An 18,433-nucleotide genomic window follows, 5' to 3' on the forward strand; every position below is an offset into this window, starting at 1 on the left:
CCAACAAGTTGCCGCTTCCGCACTTATGAAGCGCTCGTAGAGCGATGCTCAGAACCATTTCGAGCGACGTAGACAACCAAGCGATGCGACATGCGGCCATGAACCAAAACAAAAGATCGCCTTCCGCAAACCAAACCACGGCTCAAGACGGAGCTGCGGCCGCCTATGTAAAGTTGATTCATAAGATGGCCAGCGGGGTAGACGGAAAGTTAGTCGTCTCTGCCTTCCACGAAGAGCAACCAGGTGTTGTCACACACCACAACATCGGGAACGTGAATGACACTATCGAAGCGATTGCGGCGCACTCCGAAACTCCGGGCGCCAACGTTTACATGCCGCTTTGCGTGATGCGCCGTGGTCTGCCACGCGGAAAGAAGGGTAGCGAAGCAGACGTGGTCGCGGTGCTTGGCTTGGTTGCGGATATGGACGCTGACACAAACAAGATCGGCGAAATGCCGATTGAGCCGAGCTATGTGGTCGAGACTTCACCAGGCAATTCTCAACAGGTCATCCTTTTTGATGAGCCGCTATCGCCCGAAGAGGCTAAGCCGCTCGCTATCGCGCTGAAGAAGGCTAGTGGCTCTGATCATGGGACGGCTGACATATCTCATGTCTGGCGTATCCCCGGCACACTGAACTGGCCGACTAAGACGAAGCTCGCGCGAGGGCGCAGCGCTGAACCATTCGCAGTACGTCTGAAAGAACCGTTCCAAGGTCGCGTTTACAGCGGTTCTCAACTATCAGAAAGCCTGTCGGATTTCGTAAGAGCGCCGCAGGCCGAGGCAATATTTGACGAGCGCTTCTCCGGTCAAGTCGATAGTGGCCCGCTTTGGGATCGCGCGAGCGATATTCTGCGTGCTTCTGTGGTGTCGGATGGAGGGTCTGACAGGTCGGAACACGCAGCCAGCGTGTTCGAACATTGCGCCTTTGAAGGACTCACTCTCGACCAGACGATTTCACTATGTCTCAGCCACGGTGGCGCTTGGAAACACCGATATCGCAGCGAGGCGGAGCTGGTTGCCGATGCGGAGCGATGCTGGAACAAATTCATTCTGCCGAGAGAGGCCGAGCGCGAAGAAAACGCACGCGCTGCAAAGGCGTTTGTAGACAATGCTAGGAGAAGGCGAGAAAAGCGAGAAGGCTCAAACGGCGTAACCGCGTCGCCCTTTGTTTATCAAGACCCTGCGACGCTGCCTCGCCGTGATAACCTATACGGGGGTCATTTCATTCGGCGATACGTTTCAGCAACGTTCGGGGGTGGAGGAGGAGGTAAATCGTCCCTGGAAGTGACCGATTTGTTGGGAATGATCTGTGCAAGTCCGCCGCTCAGAGCTTGGTACCTCAATCTCGAAGACCCTTACGACGAGATGCAGCGGCGCGTAACAGCCGCCGCGTTGCACCACGGTATTGATCCACGCATTCTGAATGAAAACCTATTCATGGATTCGGGACGTGACCAACCGCTTGTGGTGATGACTCAGCAAGGAAGGGACACGAGGATTGTTGAGCCGGTTGTGAAATCGCTGATCGCTGAAATGAAGGACAAACGGATTGATGTCCTGATCATTGATCCGTTCGTGTCAACTCATGAAGTCGAGGAAAACGACAACAATAAGATTCAGCAAGTGGCGAATCAATTCGCTCGTATCGCGAACGAAGCGAATGCTTCGGTTGAACTAGTCCATCACATCAATAAAGCGTCCGGGGACGGAAAAAGCGAGGTAACGGCAGATTCCGGTCGCGGTGCTGGAGCGCTGAAGGATAAGGCGCGTGCGGTGCGGGCGATCAACACCATGAGCGAGAAGGAGGCCGAAAAGGCGGGCATCGACCCTAAGGATCGGTTCTCCTACTTCCGGGTGACAAACGTTAAATCAAACATGTCGAAGCGGTCGGGGCGGGCAGACTGGTACCGGATCGTTTCAGTTGATCTTGGGAACGGCACGAAATGGTCGGCAGGCGACAGCGTTGGCGTCGTGGAGAAATGGCAATGGCCGTCCGAAGCGGCCACGGCTGATGAGGTCACCAAAGAGCAATTGGATGATATCAAGCGGCTTATAGGCTTGGCTGCCCATGGAGACAATCACCAGGCGAAGGATTGGGCCGGGAGAGTCTTCGGCGAGGTTCTTGGACTGGACCCGAAGGGGGACAAGCGCAAGATTGGACGATTGATGAAGGCCCTAGTGAAGGCCGGGCATTTCGTCGTGGTCGAACGGAAGTCGGACAAGGGACGGCAGCGGCCCATGTTCGAAGTCGCACCAGAGCCCCACCACCCACAGGGTGGGGTGGGGAGTGGTGATTCCTAATCCACCCCGACACCCCACCACCGCCTTATATCTATAAGGCGGATGGTGGTGGTGTGGTGGCTCGATCGTATCAAGCATTAAGGCAAATCGATGTGACCGTGCGCAGCGGTCGCAGCGGCTTCTCTATGACCGCAAAAGGAACTAACAACGGTGACCAAAGTACCCAACGTTCTCGAATACAGCCCTCAGCTACGTGAAGAAATGGCGCGTGCAGAGGAAATGACGCGCCGTAAGCAGGAAGCCGAACGGCGTGCGCGTCAACTTAACGACCGTGTCCGATCAGGGCCGACCGCGGAGGAGCGCGCGGCCGACGCTGAGCGGGTTGTGCGGGGAGAAGCACTGCCGGATTTCGACGCTGAGCTAAAGAAAGCTCTGAGAGAGTTGCATGCTCTGGAAGACGCTGAGAAAGCACAGCTTGCGCGTGTTCAAGCGGAACGCAAAGCGGCGTCGCGAGCCATCAGCGATGAAATGCGACCCCATTACCAGCGAGGAATGAAGAAGCTCGCTCCATTAATCTGCGATGTTCACGCGGCCTGGAACGACATCTTTTCAATCAAGCGTGCGATGCTGAGCCAAGGGCTTCAACTGCATAGCATTTTCGAAATCGAGCCCGATTTCCTCGGCTTGCCTGATGATCCGAGTAGCGATCTGGCTGCGTTTCTCCGTGAGTGCGTAGGCGCGGGTTATCTTCGTTCTCTGCCGAAGGAGTTCGAGCGATGATCAAGCGGGACTACGAGATTGCGGCGGGCGGTCCATTTGATCTGGAGTACGGTGGCGGCGGGTTTGTTTCGGCTGTTGACGGTAAGTCGGTCGCTATCAGCGCACCGGGCGATGAGGCCCGGCAGCATTTGCAGGGCTATGCGCTACGGTGGCGCTCCCTAATCGAGCAGGGCGATAAGTATTTCTACTTCCTGCCCCACGCGATTAGGAATCCGATGTGGGGTGAGCCTAAGCGCCTTCTGTTTGACCACGACGAAGGCGAGGTAATTGCAACAACGTTGAGCGGTCTACAGCTCCACTGCGATGATCATGGCCTGGCAATGCGCCTTGTGATTGGAAATGATCCGGCGCGGCGGAAAGCATACGACACGGTGAAGAGTGGCGAACGCACCGCGTTATCCGTCGGAGTGACTATGCGAGGGGACTTTGTCGAAGTTGATGGCATCCGCGTCAAAATGGTGAAGAGCGCCACCCTGCACGAAATCAGCTTGGTAAGGAGCGGGGCTTGCAAGCCCGCATTCTGTAGTTTGGTCGATGCCGACGAAGCCCGATCTTTGGAGACAGACTCCAATACGCTCAAAATACTGAGTGATGGTGCCGCGCGTGACGTAATGCGTGCTCTTGAGAAAGTCGCCGAATCTCTCAAGGATGACCGCCACTGATTCGGACCTTAGTCAGCGGCGGTCTAGCGCTCGCAGCATCCCGATGTGAGCGCGGCGGCACGGTGACGGGGTTCAACACCCCGTCACCGGTTGTCCATCGGAGCAGAGACAGTAACAGTGTAATTTGTTCGGCGCAGAGAACACTGTCCTTACGCGCTCCTAAGAGATAATAGCCGAACGCCTCAGATCATTGTTCAAAAACGATAGTTCACTCCGACCCGGGCAATATCAAAGCTGGGCTTGATATCCACGTGCGTCGTGATCACGCCGGTAAACCCGGTCGGTGATTGGAGGGAGCCCGAAAGGTTGTAGCCATTGGTGCCGAAACCCATGTGCAGATATTCGCCCTTTATGGACCATCCAGCTCCCAGAGAGTATTCAAGACCGCCGCCTACGGCGTATCCAACTAGTAAGGTGCGCTCGGAAGCATTCATAAAGCCAAGTGGCCCATAGGTTAGCGGGAAGAGACTAGTGGGGATACTGCCCGCAACGTTCGCGCTCACCTTTGTTTCAGCCAACGCAATACCACCAGTCGCGTAGAGCAAGGCCGGTCCAAACGCATAACCAACTCGGCCACGGAAAGACGCATACCAGTCGGTGCTGACCGAAGTGCCTCCGCTGAAATTGGCGCCTATCGCAGGGAGAATCGCAATAGCTGAGTCTCCAGAGGCGACCTTTGAATTGAGATGCTGCCAATCAGCCTCTACACCGACCACCGCATGCTTGATCTGCCAGTTATAACCGGCCTGGATACCAGCAGTGAACCCATTGCCATTGCCAAGCGCAGGGTTGAAAATATAGGGAGCGGTTCCGCCATTCACGTTCACAAGAGTTCCGGTCCCGTTCGATGCCCCATCGCGGCCCCAAGCATAGCCGACGTTGCCGCCGATATAGAACCCGGTCCAACTCCCTGCCTGAGCGGCAACCTCCGTCGTCGGACGCAAAGGCGGAAGATCGGCCGCTTGGGCCGCAATTGGGCTGAGGGCGACTATCGACAGCGTTGTGAGTACAAATCTCATTTCAAAAGCTCCCCATTGAACCGATTGCGGCACCGACGACCACGTACCGAAACTGAAGCATCAAAGAGAGCGGCGAAAGCAAGAAAAAATCGACGCTGTTTGCGAATAGCGGTTTATAAACCGACGAGTGACGCCTGGCGCCTTTTGCGGCTACTTGCGACGCTGTGGTGGTGGGCGGTTGAAGCCGCCACCAGTCGTTCGGAACAAGGGATAGCGCGGCCAACCACTTTTGAGTTCAAAAGATCGATTCTGGAAATGGTTCTGATTAAGCGAAGTCGTCTCTTGCTCCGTCGGGCAAAACAGTGGTTCATAGGGCGCTGGTGAATGGAGCCAGCCTATGTCGAACGACGCTGAACCTTCGGAACTGTCCAAGATTGCGAGGCTGAACGGGGATTTCAAACGGAACTACGGGACGTTGCTCGGTGCGTTCCTGTATTTGCGATCAATCAACGCCGCACGCGGCCGCTCTTGGTTTTTGGCTGGCCTCTTTTCTGTGGCTTGCTCGGCGGCGCTGGCATGGCTCGGGAAGCACGGCTTGACTTGGTTAGGCGGCGGCTGAGCGAACGAGCCAAGGCGAGGGCGGTGTCGAACCGCTCTATCGCCCGCCTAACTCGTACTTTCTCCGAGAACCTTGTTTGTTGTCTCTCGCGTCCGGTTATCGGCAGCAACACGTAATCTTGAACCGACTTATTGTCTTCCGCCAGTCGGATGGCGGCGATCCAGCCCGGCGGTAGAGGATGGAGCGATTGCCGTTGAATCGACCATATAGGACAGGTTCCCTGCTTTTTGTACCACCGTGCCACCCGAACAACAACGCTTGCTGATCCCTTGACATGCATGCACCCGGTGATCTGGCTTGTTTGGATGCGGCCGCCCATCTTCTCAATTTCAGCCACGATGTCGGAAACGAGCTTGGCTCTTAGATTCTCCCATGTCTGACGCGAGTCCACATAGTCGCAATTGCGTTCTCCAGCATAGCCGATCAATTTGTAAGCGTTCCGAAGGCCGCCGAAGCGTCGATGGTACACACTCCAAGATGGGATACCCGGCGCCGCATCGATTATCCTCGGGCCCAGACGGCCTTTCTTGGCCAGCGTTCGACGGAGCCCCGACAGCATCTGTTCATTTGACCAGTGTATTCGTCGCTGCAGAATAATCTGCCGGGCTTTAAGAAATACGTCCTTGTCAACGATAGGTTCTATGCAGCCCTCCGTCCTAATCCAAACATCAGGAGGATTGGGTCCTAACTTTGTACCGAGTTTGTGCGAGCTTCGATTGTAAAGGAGATTTCCTATATAGCGTTCATCTCGGATGAGCCGTCCTATGGCTGTACCGTCCCAAAGACCGCCATTTCCAGTTGGGATTCGGGCCTTGTTGAGTCTTCGAGCGATAGCGAGTTCGGATTTCACTTTCAGAAACTCATTGAAAATCCATTTTACGACAGCGACTTCCTCGTCTGCGCCGGGGACGAACCGGACATGATCGGTCGTTAGATACTTTCGCTCACCACGTTTGAGTACGACGCCCTTCGGCTTCCAATTCTCATCGACCAAAATACGATGGAGTCCGTAGATAGATGGACCACCAGGCGTAAAACCCATGCGAGCGAACCGGCAAGCGCCCGCGTGAACCTTTGTTGATAGGTCTCGACTATACTCGGCCGCCATGACTCTCTTAAGATTCTTCAGAATGCTCGACAGCATGCTTCCGTCGTTGTCGAACTGCTCGGCGCAATAGGCAACTTTGATGCCCGCCTGCCTGCATACGAATTCGTAATGGGCACTCTCATCCATGTCCTGGAAGCGGCCCCATCGGCTCACGTCGTAAACCAGAATGTGTCCGAAGTCCGCGGTTCCTGCTTGTACGTCCTCGATGAGACGAGACAAGCCGGCCCTGTTCTTGATCCTGAGTCCGCTTTCGCCTTCGTCGCGGTATGTGCGGACGATGATCAAATTATGCGCGTGTGCATACGCGGCAATCGCCGCTGCTTGGTTCTGGATGGAATATTGCTGCCTGTCCGTTGACATACGGACGTACTGCGCTGCTTGACAGGCCCTCTGAGCCGCTGGAAGGCTGGACTTTCGAACGACGAGTTCGTTGCCCATTAGATGCTCTCGCTGACCCGCAATCAGACGCTGGAGTGTGGCTTCGATCAAGTGCGAAAAGCGGTCCGGCCCTTCGCCCTGAGCGCTGGGGCACCCTTCAGACTAGGGGGCGGCGGAATCCTTAGCGAAACAGTTCCTAGACCGGCTCATGGGCAAATTCACGTATCCACAAAATGGGAAGTCTTCACTAAGGCCCAACTGGCGCCTCTAACATGTCCAGAACTAAGCTAATATCTGTCGCAAGTATCGATTTTTCGCCTCGTCGTTTCTCGATCAAAACGCCAGCCAACTTTGCTTCTTCTTGCGGGGTGCCCGTGGTGTCAATTTGACCCAGGCAGAAGAGGCCTCCACCGCTTAGGCCTTTCGGACCTATAGAATTTACGATGCTGCCGTCAAAAGCACGAGATTGCTTCTCGTATATCAATCGCAGCAGATGTGGCTCAAGATATTCGGCCGTCTCGCCCATATTCGGTAGCCACAAGGGGCCGCCGTGACTAAACCGCTGCGGATTAACGCGGCGACTCTGATGATCAATGCGTTTCCTATTCTTTGAAGTTGGAAAGCCGAGCGCCATGTGCGGCTTTCGGCTCGCGATTGTCATCTGAATCTCGTGGGGCTCAACATATCGAACAGCTCCGAGTGAATTTGCGAGCTTCGGAGGAAGATCAAGGGCAGCGAAGTCGTAGTGATCGTCATCGCGCTTTCCCTTAGGGGCAACTGTGATGATTCCACTTCCTTCAAGTCGTTGCAGAGTGCCGTTCACGGGTATGTAGAGCGACGCAACCTTGTTCTCATCAATGACGTGTGCGGCAGTGAGAAGAATTCGCTTGGAGCCGGTATTGAGGAGAATGCACGACCCAAGATGATCCGGCCTGCCACTGCCAGTAGCGTAATACACTGGGCGAACCGCGCGACCGATGCCGCGGACGGCGCTGCTCATTAGCGAATGAAGAGCGTCTGAAATGGATTGGTGCAGATCGTCCAAAGCGGAAATGCCTAAACTTTATGGGGGTGAGAGGATCACCTCAAGCATGAAGTGTGTGCGGCTTGCGCTCGCCCGAACGAACCTAAGGCAGCGAGTAATTACTCTCCCTGCTATGGTTTTGCCCGTGGTAGCGAAGTGATTAGCTTCGCTAAGATGCTCTGTTGGCAACCCTCTCGCCTGCATCTTAGCGCTCTAGTAAACGGCGCTCAACTCCTTCTTTCTCAGGTGATTCAGGAGATCGATTTCCTTCCAATTCACAAACCAGGAAAACTTCTCCACTTCCTTCAAGAATAACAATGAATACAGTCGATTGGCTGAGAGGTTCAGACCTTTGAATAACGTCTCCGCGCATTGCTTTCGAAAACTATTGGTCAAATACGGACAGGCAATGAGGTCCAAAAGAAAGTGCGCATCATGAGAGTTTCTAATTGGTGCGGCCTTCGGGAGAAAGTGCTTCTCGAGCTTCCGTTCGACCTGCAAGGCGAAATCTCGATCTGCTCGACCGAAGTAGAACAGAAGAGACACTACTGAGAAGTAATCGACATTATCTTCCCGAAGAACGCGCCAGCCAATTGGGAATACATTGGTTCGGTAATGCTCCGGCAACTCCGTAGATGCTAGGATGATATTTAGCATCTCAATTGGTACGCATTCGCTCATCGCAACGCTCAGCAAGCTTGGATTGCTGATTACATCCTGAATGAGAAGCCGAACGAGTTCGTTTATATGATCAGCCGCACTCGGAAGGTTGTCCCTGAAGAACCGAATCGAAAGGACCGTAGCCTTTGCGACCTGATAAGAGCTGCCCACGGTCGCATGTACGACGAAAAAATAGTAAAGAGACGACAGTAGCGCTTCAAAAGCACGCGCGTACCTTTCACTGTCTTGCTGAATTTCGGTCGGGGTGGAACCGTACCCCGCGATAAGAGACTCTATGGTGTTAGCAATCGAGCCGATAATGAATTGGCTTACGTCTTCGTAGCCTGCTTCGCCATTGGTACAAGCAACTCTCACATCGTTGGCCAAGGCTCGCACCAATGCCTTCGGATCGCGAACGCGTTTAGGTCGGGATATGTAGTTTAAGTCACGTTCCTGCACTGCATCACGGAATTTTTGAACCGCAGGAGTCGCCCCCGATGTGATTTGCGATTTGCGCGTTTGAAGAGGGCGCGATTTTGTAAACGTTTTGGCCTCATTTAAGTGGAGGTTGAACATCAGCAGCGAATCTGAAACTGCGCGCTGCACCGCATCAAGCACGTCATGCTTGTTCGCAAAGATAACAATATCGTCCACGTATCGTCGGATTGCATAGCTAGAGCCGTGTTCTAGCTCAGGCCCCAACTTTCGAAGTACGCTCGCATCAGCAGATTGCAGTATTATCTCGGCAAAAATCCTGGATAATTCCGCTCCAACTGGAATGCCGTTAGTCTCATTGTAATTGGAGAATTGCATCAACGCATCGAAGTCGTTCGCGAACGACGCAGCCTGCGTAGACTCCTTGCCGTGCTGAACGTCCTTGACGGCCCAAGCGAGTGTGTGACTGTAAATTGACGAAAAGCATTTGGAAACGTCGGTAAGCCGCATGATCGCGAAGGTCTTTTCGAGGCCTATAAACTCCTCCGAATTGAAGAACTTATAGAAGCGGTCGTACCCTTTATAGGCAAAGAACGAGCCAGGGTTGCGAACGGTCTGATCATGCAAGAGCAAGTCGATGGCGGCGCCCTTATACTGCTTTCTTTCCGCGCCCGAGTTCACGTAGAAGAACGTGCTCCCGACTTTGGTCGGCCTTCGCAAGGAAACAGCTTCGTGACGACAAAAGTACGGAATCAAGTGCGCGTATTCTCGATAAAACTCGCACGCACGATATTGAGCGGCCGGATGCGCCAAGCTTAGCTGGCGGCTGGTCGTATTGGAAAGTCTAATGCGATATCGATACGGTATCGTGTATCGTTGATCGTTCTCTTTCACCAAGGCAATTAGAACGCGCCGAAGCCCTTCCGAAACTGGCCTGCGTCGCAGGTTTACGTGGTAGCCGTCATTTGAGAAAACGATTGGAACGTCCGTAGGGGCGGTGTCCGTAAGCAACGCCCTGTCGAAGTCGGAGCGTTGAATGTTTCCTCGCTTCCTCACTGACTTAGACATTCTGCCAACATCGCCGAAGCTCTGAAAGTCTGTACATGGGAAAATTGTAGAACGGACGCGTTTTGAAATTATCCACGAACCCGTAGCGCAGCAGGTATCGCCGCGCCTTGATAGGAGCGCGAAAGCGCAAATCGATCCGCGATATGGCTTTTGTTTCCAACCAAGACTGACCGGAGGAAAGAATCGAGTTGAGCTAGCGCCTCAAAGGAATTGACGCGCCTATAGTTTGACCACAGACCAACATTTCTTGATCTGCCAGTCGAAAAGTCTTGCAGATTGTGGTTTCCGGTTAGGAGTTGAAGTCTCTGTTCGAGGGCGACGGAGTCGCTGTCCTGCAAATATTGGCAGACCGCAAGGCAAATGCGCGACTTTATTCTTCGAACCTTCTTGTCGGCAATTGTCACCCCGACTTTGCGATGAAAGCGATTATCCGTGGAAGACCTCTCCACGGGGTGCATCAGGAAACTATAACCGAGATAGTCAAACTGTCCTACTAAGCCATTTGCTTGGCCCTTGGTGAAGGCTGGGAGATCGATCCGCTTAGTCTTTTCGTTGTTGAATTTCAGTCCATAGGGCAACAGGTCGCGGACGGACCGCGTGAAGTCATTGGCGTTCTCGCGTGCGCCTGTGATGATAATGATGTCGTCAACGTATCGTGCATGAAAGTACACGTCAGGAAGTAAGGAAATCTCGCGATCAAATTGCCTGAGAGCAAACTCAGACAGCGTGGCACTCAATTGAACCCCTCTTGGAAGACCCGAGATACCCCGATCATGCAGTTCTTGGAAATAATTCGCCAATGTAGTTACAGCGTTTCGAGGAATCGCCGGAACGAGCCATAGTTCTTTTAGGAGCAAGCCCGCGTCGAGGCTTTCGAAGAACGATCTGATGTCGAATTTATAGACCCGGTGCTGGACACCTTCTCCGAGAATGGTGATGAGGCGTCTTATAATTGTGTCTCTATCAGAGGGTTGGATATTAGCCGTTTTCCGCAGTATTTGATTAAGTCCGCGAAGAACGAGTGTGTGCGGCGTTGATCGAATGCAATGTGCAGTATTTCCTCTGATTGAAATTGGCTCGATATTTAAACTGGCGAACCCAAACTTGATAACAAGCTCAGCCCGCTGAACTAGGCCTTCTTCATCGCAGGGGTTTGCGAGGATGTCGGGGTTTTGAAGATCAGTCGAAGTGATGCACCGCGACAGGAGGTCCTTATTTAGCCCCGATAGCACCGATTTCCCCAGATGTTCTTGAGTTGATCATTGATCACCATCCAAGCTCAACCAGCGAGCGAAATCAATAATTGTGTGGGAGAATGGCATCAGGCAAAAGTTGCATTGCAATAACGGCAACGAATCACGCGAGCGCCGACGGATCGACGGTATCGCTAAGCTTCGGTCATGAAAGTTGTGCACACCCACGACAGAAGGTAGCCCAGCTTGGCCGCGGTGCCCTAGGGATTGACGATTTGCATCGATGCGGCGAGCGCGGTTCTCTCTCGCATGTCCACCAAGTCGCGCCAATACCTGTTCAGTACCCAAATCAAGATGTCAGCCGAACGCGCCAAAGAGGCGCGGAAGGAAGCCGACAAGTTGGCCTGCGAAGCGTGGAACTATCGTATGCTTGGGTACAAGGGACCGGCGCAACCCTCACCGACAATCGGCGATGCAATAAATGCCGGTTATCTCTATCTCGAAATTCGGTGTCTTGGGTGCGATACTAACCAGACAGTGGCGCTAGACATTATTCGGCGCGCGAAGACGACACCGGTTCATGAGTTAGAGCGCTACCTTCGTTGCAAAGACTGCTCGGCAGTGCGACGATATCCATATAAGCGAAGCGCCCTGGTGGCGCTTAGGCCGACGAAGATTTCGGCGAGCCATCCGCCGTCAACGTGGTGGCCGGGGAAGCGATAGGATGAAAGCTGCAATTGTCGCTGACATATTGACGGAGCTGCGCAGCAACTTGCCCGCGATATTCCAAAGAATGCCGGTCAAGCGCCTTGCTCAATATGATAGGCTACAAAAGACGCTCTATGAAACGGATGTTTCGATAGATCAGGGATACCAGCGCGATTTCGCTGACTTCTATAGATTGCGCGGATCGCGGAGCTTCAGGAAGAGCTATTTCGCTTTGCTGAATACGGAAAAGACCGAAAAGAATTCCGACTTCGAGCGCGTCCTTCAGGCAATCTTGGATGATTGCAACCAGGTCCACGCGTCTTTTGCATCAAAGCTCTTGGCCACCGTGAACGCCGATCTGCCCGTATATGATCGCGAGGTCCTGAAGCGGCTTCGATTATCAAGTTATGCGGGAGGAAGCGTAGCTGCTCGGATGGAACGAGGTGCTGAGCGATACCGGGCAATATGCCGCTTCCATAATCTGGCGAAAGATGAACCCTTGTTCTCGGCGTTGACCGGCGAGTTCAACGTGGCGTTCCCAGAGTTTACGCATTTCACGGGCACGAAAAAGCTCGACTTGATGCTTTGGCAATCAAATCGCACTGATGCATGACTTAATATGTGTAACCTCTACAGCATCACGACAAACCAAGCTGCCATTCTTTCGCTCTTTCGTGTCGTCAACAGATACGTCGGCAATCTCGCTCCAATGCCGGGCGTGTTTCCCGACTATCCAGCGCCGGTGGTGCGCAATACTGATAATGGCACTGAGCTTGTACTGATGCGCTGGGGCATGCCGCCTCCGCCTCGAACAGGCGGCCCACCGGTCACAAACATTCGCAACACATCATCACCGCATTGGCGCGGCTGGTTGAAGCCTGAGAACCGGTGTCTGGTGCCGTTCAACAGCTTCGCGGAGTATGCACCCGAGCCAAACCCTCAGACCAAAAAGAAAGACGTTGTTTGGTTTGCCATCAGCGAAGAGAAGCCCCCCACGGTTTTTGCGGGGATCTGGACCTCCTTCAAAGGTAATCGTGGGACGAAATCCAAGCCGGGAGCAGACCTGGGTTAAGGCTACGCGAGCTTGATCGTGAATGGTTCGCAATTGGCGCGGAAGAGAATCGCAAAGCGCGCGATCGCGGTGACGGCAATGGTGCTGCTGCTTAAGACGTTGACGCCGCAAATGCCGCTTTGGCCTCGGATGTATTTCAGATGTTAATGGCGTCCGAGGGGACATTCACCGGCGTCATCAGCCGATCATGCGTAGCTTTCTGTCGAGACGTGGACGATGGTCAAGGTGCAGCGCGAAGTTGAACTGGTCATTGTTAGGTTGTACGCTGGGAGCGGTGTGAACAGGTCTGCTGGGGGGCAAATGGCCGGGAAGGTATCTAAAAGCATCGTGCTGCTAAATCTTTTGCTGCTAGCAAGCTGCATGAGTAGCGAGGAGAGGCTTGCCGCCAACAACGCCAAGGATGATCAGGCTTGCTTGTCCTATGGCGCTAAGCCGGGCACCGATGCCTATGTTACTTGTCGGGCCCAGCTTGAGGGATCGCGACGACAAGCTGACGCCGCCGCCGATGAGGCGCGAAACGCCGCCCGAGATGAAGCCCGAGAAGAAGCACGGCGGCAAGCGCGACGAGCCGCGCAAAGATAACGCCTGCAACATGGCGTCGCGGTTCCATATCCGAAACTTAGGGGAATAGAGTTGAGGTCTGAGAGTAACAAGCCACGATGGCAGAAGATTCTTGCGTTGGAAGCTAAGGCTACAGAACGGGAATCGGCGCAGCAAGATCGAGCGTCTGTTCTAGTTTGCAGGGGACGTGGGGCAGACCTGGAATTTTACGAAGATAGCGTAGTCATCCGGCGCGGACTGGTTTGGGGACTTGTCTTTCAGAGCGGAATTAAGGGCGATAAGCGAATTCCTTTCTCTTCAATTAGTGCTGTCCAGTTCAAGGTGCCCGGTCTTATAAAGGGCTACATACAGTTCACGCTTAGCGGCGCTGTCGAGAGCACGGGTGGCGTTTTGTCTGGCGCTCACGATGAGAATACCGTTCTGTTTTCCAGTGAAATTGAGTTCGCAAAGGCACGACAGTTTATAGAGAAAAAGATCGAGGCTACGAGCCATCCTCCTGCTTCGCCGACGGTAGAGCGGCGGATTACTGTTGCCGAGCAACTGGAGAAACTGGCTGCATTGCTTGATCGTGGCCTGCTCACCCTAGACGAGTTTAACGCACAGAAGGCGAAGCTTCTGCTTATGGAATGACAAGATGGTGAGGCTGGAAATTCAAGCGCCGAAGAAGCTGACAGAAGAAAAGTCGCACATAAGAACCACGTTCTCGCGAGGTCCGGCGCTAATCATTGCCTTAGTCCTCACTTTTCTTGCGCCATCGACACGGACAATTGCCGACGAGTGTGAAGCAATGGCGGGAGAGGTCGCCGCGCGCGTACCAGATGTCTCCCTGGCACGCCGTACTTCGGTGGTGGTATTTCTCGCTCATCCATCGGTAAAATACGCGTCGATCGGATGTTTGCCTTTCAGGAATTTTGTTGCAGTCGTGGAGGGCGCGTATCCAAGGGGCGACTATTTCGACTTTCTCGGCGCGGCGGGAGCCGTCGTGCTTCATGGAAGGAGCGACATTATTCGGGAAGGCGCGAGACGCTGCTTGAGGCGCGCATCGGTGAAGCGGGAACACGATAATAGTTCTGATTTCGGGGCATTCTCGTTTGTCTGCTCTGCCGACAAATTGTCAACGGTAGTCACGGTGCAGAAGCGGTAGTCTCGACCGATGCAAGGCAGGTTCAGAATAACTGTGCTCGTTTGTGCGATGTCGATCGCAAGCTTTGCTCTCGCATCGGACTTGACCGGCCGCGCCAGCGTCATTGACGGCGACACACTAGAAATTCATGGCACGCGTATCCGACTATGGGGTATCGACGCGCCCGAACATGATCAACTTTGCCGGGGTGACGATAGCTTACTGTATCGCTGCGGTGCGAAGGCAGCGAATGAACTTGATCGGTTCATTGGCGCGCGGACCGTATCTTGTTCGGCCGTTGATACCGACCGATACGGCCGAACCGTTGCCACCTGTTTGGTGGGAGGCGTTGATCTAGCGAAGTGGCTTGTAGCCCACGGTTATGCGCTTGATTGGCCGCTATACTCCAAAGGCAAGTACGGGCGTGAGCAGAAGGAAGCGGAGAGCGCAGAACGTGGCATGTGGGCGGGGAGCTTCGTTCAGCCATGGCGTTTCCGCGATTGCACGCGCACTGGCAGAAGCCCGGGGGCCTGCTCCGACTAGCGGGGGCATCTACGACTTTCGTAAGCTCCCACGCATCTTGACGCCGCGAAGAACGGAGCACTACAAGTTCTAGCTGTGGGGGGAAACAATGAGAAGGTCTTTTCCGGCATTCGCGCTTGCCGCAATACTCGGTGGCTGCGCTGGAGCATCCACTATACCGCTTGCGCAAGACACGGTTCAGATTACCGCGCGGGCCGCTCCGATCTGCGGCTCTGTCGGAGCTGAAAAGCTGGCCTTCAAGCAAGCTGCCGTCGAGACCATTAGACGGGGCTATGATCGTTTCATTGTGCTGAATGCACAAGCTGGCGGTACCTATGCCGGGAATACGCCGATCATGGTTCAGAACCTGGGCGGTGGCACGGTTATGGCTACGGGTGGGCAGCCGATAATCGCACCCAATCAGGGATTGGTGATCAAGATGTTCAAGGACGGTGACCCGCAAGGTAGCAACGCTTTGTCTGCGCGGGACACGCTGGGTCCAGAGTGGCAGGAGCAGGTCAAGAAGGACAGCATTACCTGTCTCTGATTGCGTCCCGATCGTTCGCGGAAGCGCCGGGCGGGCGGGCATTCCGTTCGCCACGGCGCATGTCACGTCGTAAGGTTTCCTAGGGAGGGTAGCCTCAGGCTGCCAAGCGATTCAGCTTATTGAAGACCGCGCTTGACGATGCGTGCGCATATCTGAGCAGCACGGTCGCATCTCGGTGGCCACTTATCGTTGCGACCTCTGGAATGGTTAGTCCTAGCTCGAAGAACCGACTGATAGCTTCGTGGCGAAGGTCATGGAATCGCAAGTCGTCAACTCCGGCGCGCTCCGTAATACGATCCCAAGATAGATGTATTGCGTTTCCTGTCATCGCAAACACACGTCCGTCGATCGAGCGTCGCTTTGGCAGCGCTTTGATGGCATCGTTTGAAAGCGGAATCGTTCTTGCGTGGCCGTTCTTGGTGACGGGAATAGTTAGAAGCCGCCTCTTAAGGTCGAGGTCCTTCCACTGCATATTTGCGATTTCGCCCCTTCTCATGCCAGTAGCAAGGGCGAAGTTGATGATCTGGGCAATTGCCGGGTTTCGACAGGAACGGGTAGCCTTCAACAGTCTGTTCAATTCTCCAGGGCGTAGCCGCCGAGTGCGCATGCGCATTTTCGCGTAGAAGCGAAGCGCCTTGATAGGATTGTCCTTGATGGGAAATCCCCAATCGCGCTTTGCGACTTCAAACAGGTGCTGGATGGGGTTCAACTGGCGCTTAAGCGTTGTGGGTGCGACGCAAGCCAGCCGCCGGTCGCGATAGCGCGCGAAGTCGGCTGTTGTTAGAGTTGAAAGCGGTAGTTTGCAGATCGCATCGAGCAGCATCCGCGCGAGAACGGCGTCTTCAACCTTCCCGCCGCGCTTCTTAGGCGTCACCTCTTTGCGATAGCGGGTAATAAGGTCGCCCAACTTAACGCTCTTAAGAACGCTACTGTCGGCAGGCAGTTCGGACCGGTCGGCTTGAACTTCCATTTGCCTTGCCCAAGCGTCCGCGTCCTTCCTTCGTAGGAAGGACTTGGACACGGCCCCCGAGCCAGCCCGCCTGATTTGAACCTGCCATTTCTTGCCTCGTTGTCGGATTGTGGCCATGCTTTTTCTCGCTGTGACACGGTTGTGACAGCGAGCTTTTTGGGCGGCTGGGCAGGAGGGCCTAAATTGCTGGAAATGCCTTAAATTCCGGTCATTCCAGACTGGCGCACCCGACACGATTCGAACGTGTGACCTTTGCCTTCGGAGGGCAAGGGTGGAGAAATTACCCTTGCTTACCTGAAATCCCTTGGAATTGCTGGCCCCCAGATATAGGCTGAAACCAGCCTGATTTGGGGGCTACGGTCATTGCTCCGAATTTCCCTCGTTTTCCGGCGCCTGCTTACCCGGTGCTTACCCGAGGGAAAATTGCCAAAGCTTACGAAACGCACTGTTGATGCGGCGGAAACGACCGGCAAGGACCTGTTCCTCTGGGAGGAGGAGTTGCCGGGGTTCGGCCTGCGCGTCAAGAAGAGCGGCGCGAAATCCTTCGTGGTGCAATATCGCAACGCGAACGGTCGCAGCCGACGGCTTACTCTGGGCCGGTATGGCGTCCTGACCCCTGAAGAAGCTCGCCGCGACGCCAAGTTGGCACTAGCGGATGCTGTCCGCGGCGCGGATCCGGTCGAGGCTAAGAAGCTGGCCCGCGGCGCAATGACCGTCGAGGAACTCTGCCGGGAATACCTCGACAAGGCCGAGCGCGGCCTGATCCTGACCCGCCGGGGCGAGGTCAAAAGCAAGACAACCCTGTACAGCGACAAGGGGCGTATCGAGCGTCACATCATCAAGCTTGCCGGCAAGAAGACCGTGAAGGGCTTTACTTCCACAGACGCAAAGGGTCTCCAGCGCGACATCATCGCCGGCAAATCAGCGGCCGACGTGAAGACCAAAACCCGGGGCCGGGCGATTGTGACCGGCGGGAGGGGAACAGCGGCCCGGACGATGGGGCTGCTGGGCGGCATCTTCAGTTATGCCGTTGACGAGGGCTATCGGCCAGACAACCCGGTCAGCGGCATTCGGCGCCCAAAAGACCAGACCAGAGAGTGGCGCCTAGATGACGCCGGGTATCGCCGCCTAGGTAAGTGCCTCTCCACCGCCGAGGCAAACGGCGAGCATTGGCAGCGCGTCCTGGCGAGCCGGACGTCCGCCATGACTGGTTGCCGGTTGGACGAGGTGGAAGGGTTGCTGAAGACGGAGGTCGATACCGTCGGGATGGCCCTTCGCCTCGGCGACAGCAAGACGGGCAAGAGCATCCGTCCTGTTGGGCCCGCCGTTATTGCTGTCTTGAAGACGGCCATGGCCAAGTCGAAGTCGAGGTATGTGTTCCCTGCCATTACGACCGAGGCGAAACATCACACCGGCCTCACGAGATGGCTTCAGAAAATGTCAGCCAAGGAAGTGCCGGGGATTACCAGTCACGGCTTGCGGCACTCATTCAGCTCGGCCGCCGAGGATCTCGGCTACACCCTCCCAACTATCAAGGCTCTCATCGGACACTCCAAGAAGGGGAACGTTACGATGGGCTACATTCACAAGATCGATTCGGCGCTGCTCGCAGCTGCCGACCGGATCGCCAGGCACATCGATGATGCCATGAACGGAAAGAAGTCGAAGGCCACCCAGCGGCGGGCGGCCTGACAACGAATCGGCGCGGCTAGGGTGGCTCCCGAAAAGCTGGTCCGCACCAGCCTGCCGCGTCGTCAACATGCGGAGCACAAGCGGAAGTGCAATGAGTCTCGAGCTAATA

Annotated in this window: 16 protein-coding genes and 1 pseudogene; 11 read left to right on the forward strand and 6 right to left on the reverse strand. The window is 54.9% G+C overall.

Features of this window, described 5'->3' with window-relative positions; all coding sequences use genetic code 11:
• Nucleotides 1-98 precede the first annotated feature (98 nt).
• From A7X65_RS40590 to A7X65_RS14865, 3 genes are all read left to right on the forward strand, one after another.
• Nucleotides 99-2,303: an AAA family ATPase gene (locus A7X65_RS40590; RefSeq protein WP_167358245.1), complete on the forward strand. Its 2,205-nt coding sequence runs from the start codon at nt 99-101 to the stop codon at nt 2,301-2,303.
• A 150-nt stretch (nt 2,304-2,453) separates the two neighbouring features.
• Nucleotides 2,454-3,023: a hypothetical protein gene (locus A7X65_RS14860; RefSeq protein WP_156527809.1), complete on the forward strand. Its 570-nt coding sequence runs from the start codon at nt 2,454-2,456 to the stop codon at nt 3,021-3,023.
• Nucleotides 3,020-3,685 (forward strand): HK97 family phage prohead protease, encoded by a 666-nt coding sequence (locus tag A7X65_RS14865; RefSeq protein ID WP_063685966.1) that lies wholly within the window; start codon nt 3,020-3,022, stop codon nt 3,683-3,685. The genes A7X65_RS14860 and A7X65_RS14865 overlap by 4 nt, the downstream gene beginning before the upstream one ends.
• 194 nt (nt 3,686-3,879) lie before the next feature.
• Here A7X65_RS14865 and A7X65_RS40595 read toward each other — a convergent pair whose 3' ends face one another.
• From A7X65_RS40595 to drt3a, 5 genes are all read right to left on the reverse strand, one after another.
• Nucleotides 3,880-4,704: an outer membrane protein gene (locus tag A7X65_RS40595; RefSeq protein ID WP_082884944.1), complete on the reverse strand. Its 825-nt coding sequence runs from the start codon at nt 4,702-4,704 to the stop codon at nt 3,880-3,882.
• A gap of 446 nt (nt 4,705-5,150) precedes the next feature.
• Nucleotides 5,151-6,809 (reverse strand): recombinase family protein, encoded by a 1,659-nt coding sequence (locus A7X65_RS14870; RefSeq protein ID WP_082885003.1) that lies wholly within the window; start codon nt 6,807-6,809, stop codon nt 5,151-5,153.
• Nucleotides 6,810-6,996: 187 nt separating this feature from the next.
• Nucleotides 6,997-7,794, reverse strand: coding sequence for a hypothetical protein (locus tag A7X65_RS41705; RefSeq protein ID WP_156527810.1), 798 nt, complete (start codon nt 7,792-7,794; stop codon nt 6,997-6,999).
• A 192-nt stretch (nt 7,795-7,986) separates the two neighbouring features.
• Complete coding sequence (gene drt3b, locus A7X65_RS14875; protein WP_082884945.1) at nt 7,987-9,936, reverse strand: antiviral reverse transcriptase Drt3b; 1,950 nt, start codon at nt 9,934-9,936, stop codon at nt 7,987-7,989.
• Between the two features lie 68 nt (nt 9,937-10,004).
• Entirely contained in the window at nt 10,005-11,168 is a 1,164-nt protein-coding gene (drt3a, locus tag A7X65_RS40600) for an antiviral reverse transcriptase Drt3a (RefSeq protein WP_167358246.1), read from the reverse strand.
• A gap of 270 nt (nt 11,169-11,438) precedes the next feature.
• Between drt3a and A7X65_RS43125 the strand changes: the two genes are divergently transcribed.
• The 7 genes and pseudogenes from A7X65_RS43125 (at nt 11,439) to A7X65_RS14900 (ending at nt 15,662) form a co-directional block, all read left to right on the forward strand.
• Nucleotides 11,439-11,852 (forward strand): hypothetical protein, encoded by a 414-nt coding sequence (locus A7X65_RS43125; protein ID WP_082884947.1) that lies wholly within the window; start codon nt 11,439-11,441, stop codon nt 11,850-11,852.
• 1 nt (nt 11,853) lies between these two features.
• Nucleotides 11,854-12,450 (forward strand): hypothetical protein, encoded by a 597-nt coding sequence (locus tag A7X65_RS14880; protein ID WP_063685971.1) that lies wholly within the window; start codon nt 11,854-11,856, stop codon nt 12,448-12,450.
• Nucleotides 12,451-12,456: 6 nt separating this feature from the next.
• Nucleotides 12,457-12,891, forward strand: a pseudogene (locus A7X65_RS14885) (SOS response-associated peptidase family protein); the annotation flags it as partial.
• A 696-nt stretch (nt 12,892-13,587) separates the two neighbouring features.
• Nucleotides 13,588-14,100: an SHOCT domain-containing protein gene (locus A7X65_RS14895; RefSeq protein WP_167358247.1), complete on the forward strand. Its 513-nt coding sequence runs from the start codon at nt 13,588-13,590 to the stop codon at nt 14,098-14,100.
• A 4-nt stretch (nt 14,101-14,104) separates the two neighbouring features.
• The gene (locus tag A7X65_RS41710; RefSeq protein WP_156527811.1) at nt 14,105-14,614 is read left to right on the forward strand and encodes a hypothetical protein; all 510 of its coding nucleotides are present in this window, start codon (nt 14,105-14,107) and stop codon (nt 14,612-14,614) included.
• Between the two features lie 48 nt (nt 14,615-14,662).
• On the forward strand, nt 14,663-15,136 hold the full coding sequence (locus tag A7X65_RS40610) for a thermonuclease family protein (RefSeq protein WP_245323532.1): 474 nt from the start codon (nt 14,663-14,665) through the stop codon (nt 15,134-15,136).
• A gap of 88 nt (nt 15,137-15,224) precedes the next feature.
• Nucleotides 15,225-15,662: a hypothetical protein gene (locus tag A7X65_RS14900; RefSeq protein ID WP_063685975.1), complete on the forward strand. Its 438-nt coding sequence runs from the start codon at nt 15,225-15,227 to the stop codon at nt 15,660-15,662.
• A 94-nt stretch (nt 15,663-15,756) separates the two neighbouring features.
• Here the strand turns inward: A7X65_RS14900 and A7X65_RS14905 are convergent, their stop codons facing one another.
• The gene (locus A7X65_RS14905; protein ID WP_245323534.1) at nt 15,757-16,632 is read right to left on the reverse strand and encodes a site-specific integrase; all 876 of its coding nucleotides are present in this window, start codon (nt 16,630-16,632) and stop codon (nt 15,757-15,759) included.
• Between the two features lie 423 nt (nt 16,633-17,055).
• Between A7X65_RS14905 and A7X65_RS14910 the strand changes: the two genes are divergently transcribed.
• A complete protein-coding gene (locus A7X65_RS14910) occupies nt 17,056-18,324 on the forward strand; it encodes a tyrosine-type recombinase/integrase (RefSeq protein ID WP_063687706.1) in 1,269 nt (422 codons plus the stop codon).
• Nucleotides 18,325-18,433 lie beyond the last annotated feature (109 nt).

Source organism: Bradyrhizobium stylosanthis, from assembly GCF_001641335.1.
GTDB classification, from domain to species: Bacteria; Pseudomonadota; Alphaproteobacteria; order Rhizobiales; family Xanthobacteraceae; genus Bradyrhizobium; species Bradyrhizobium stylosanthis.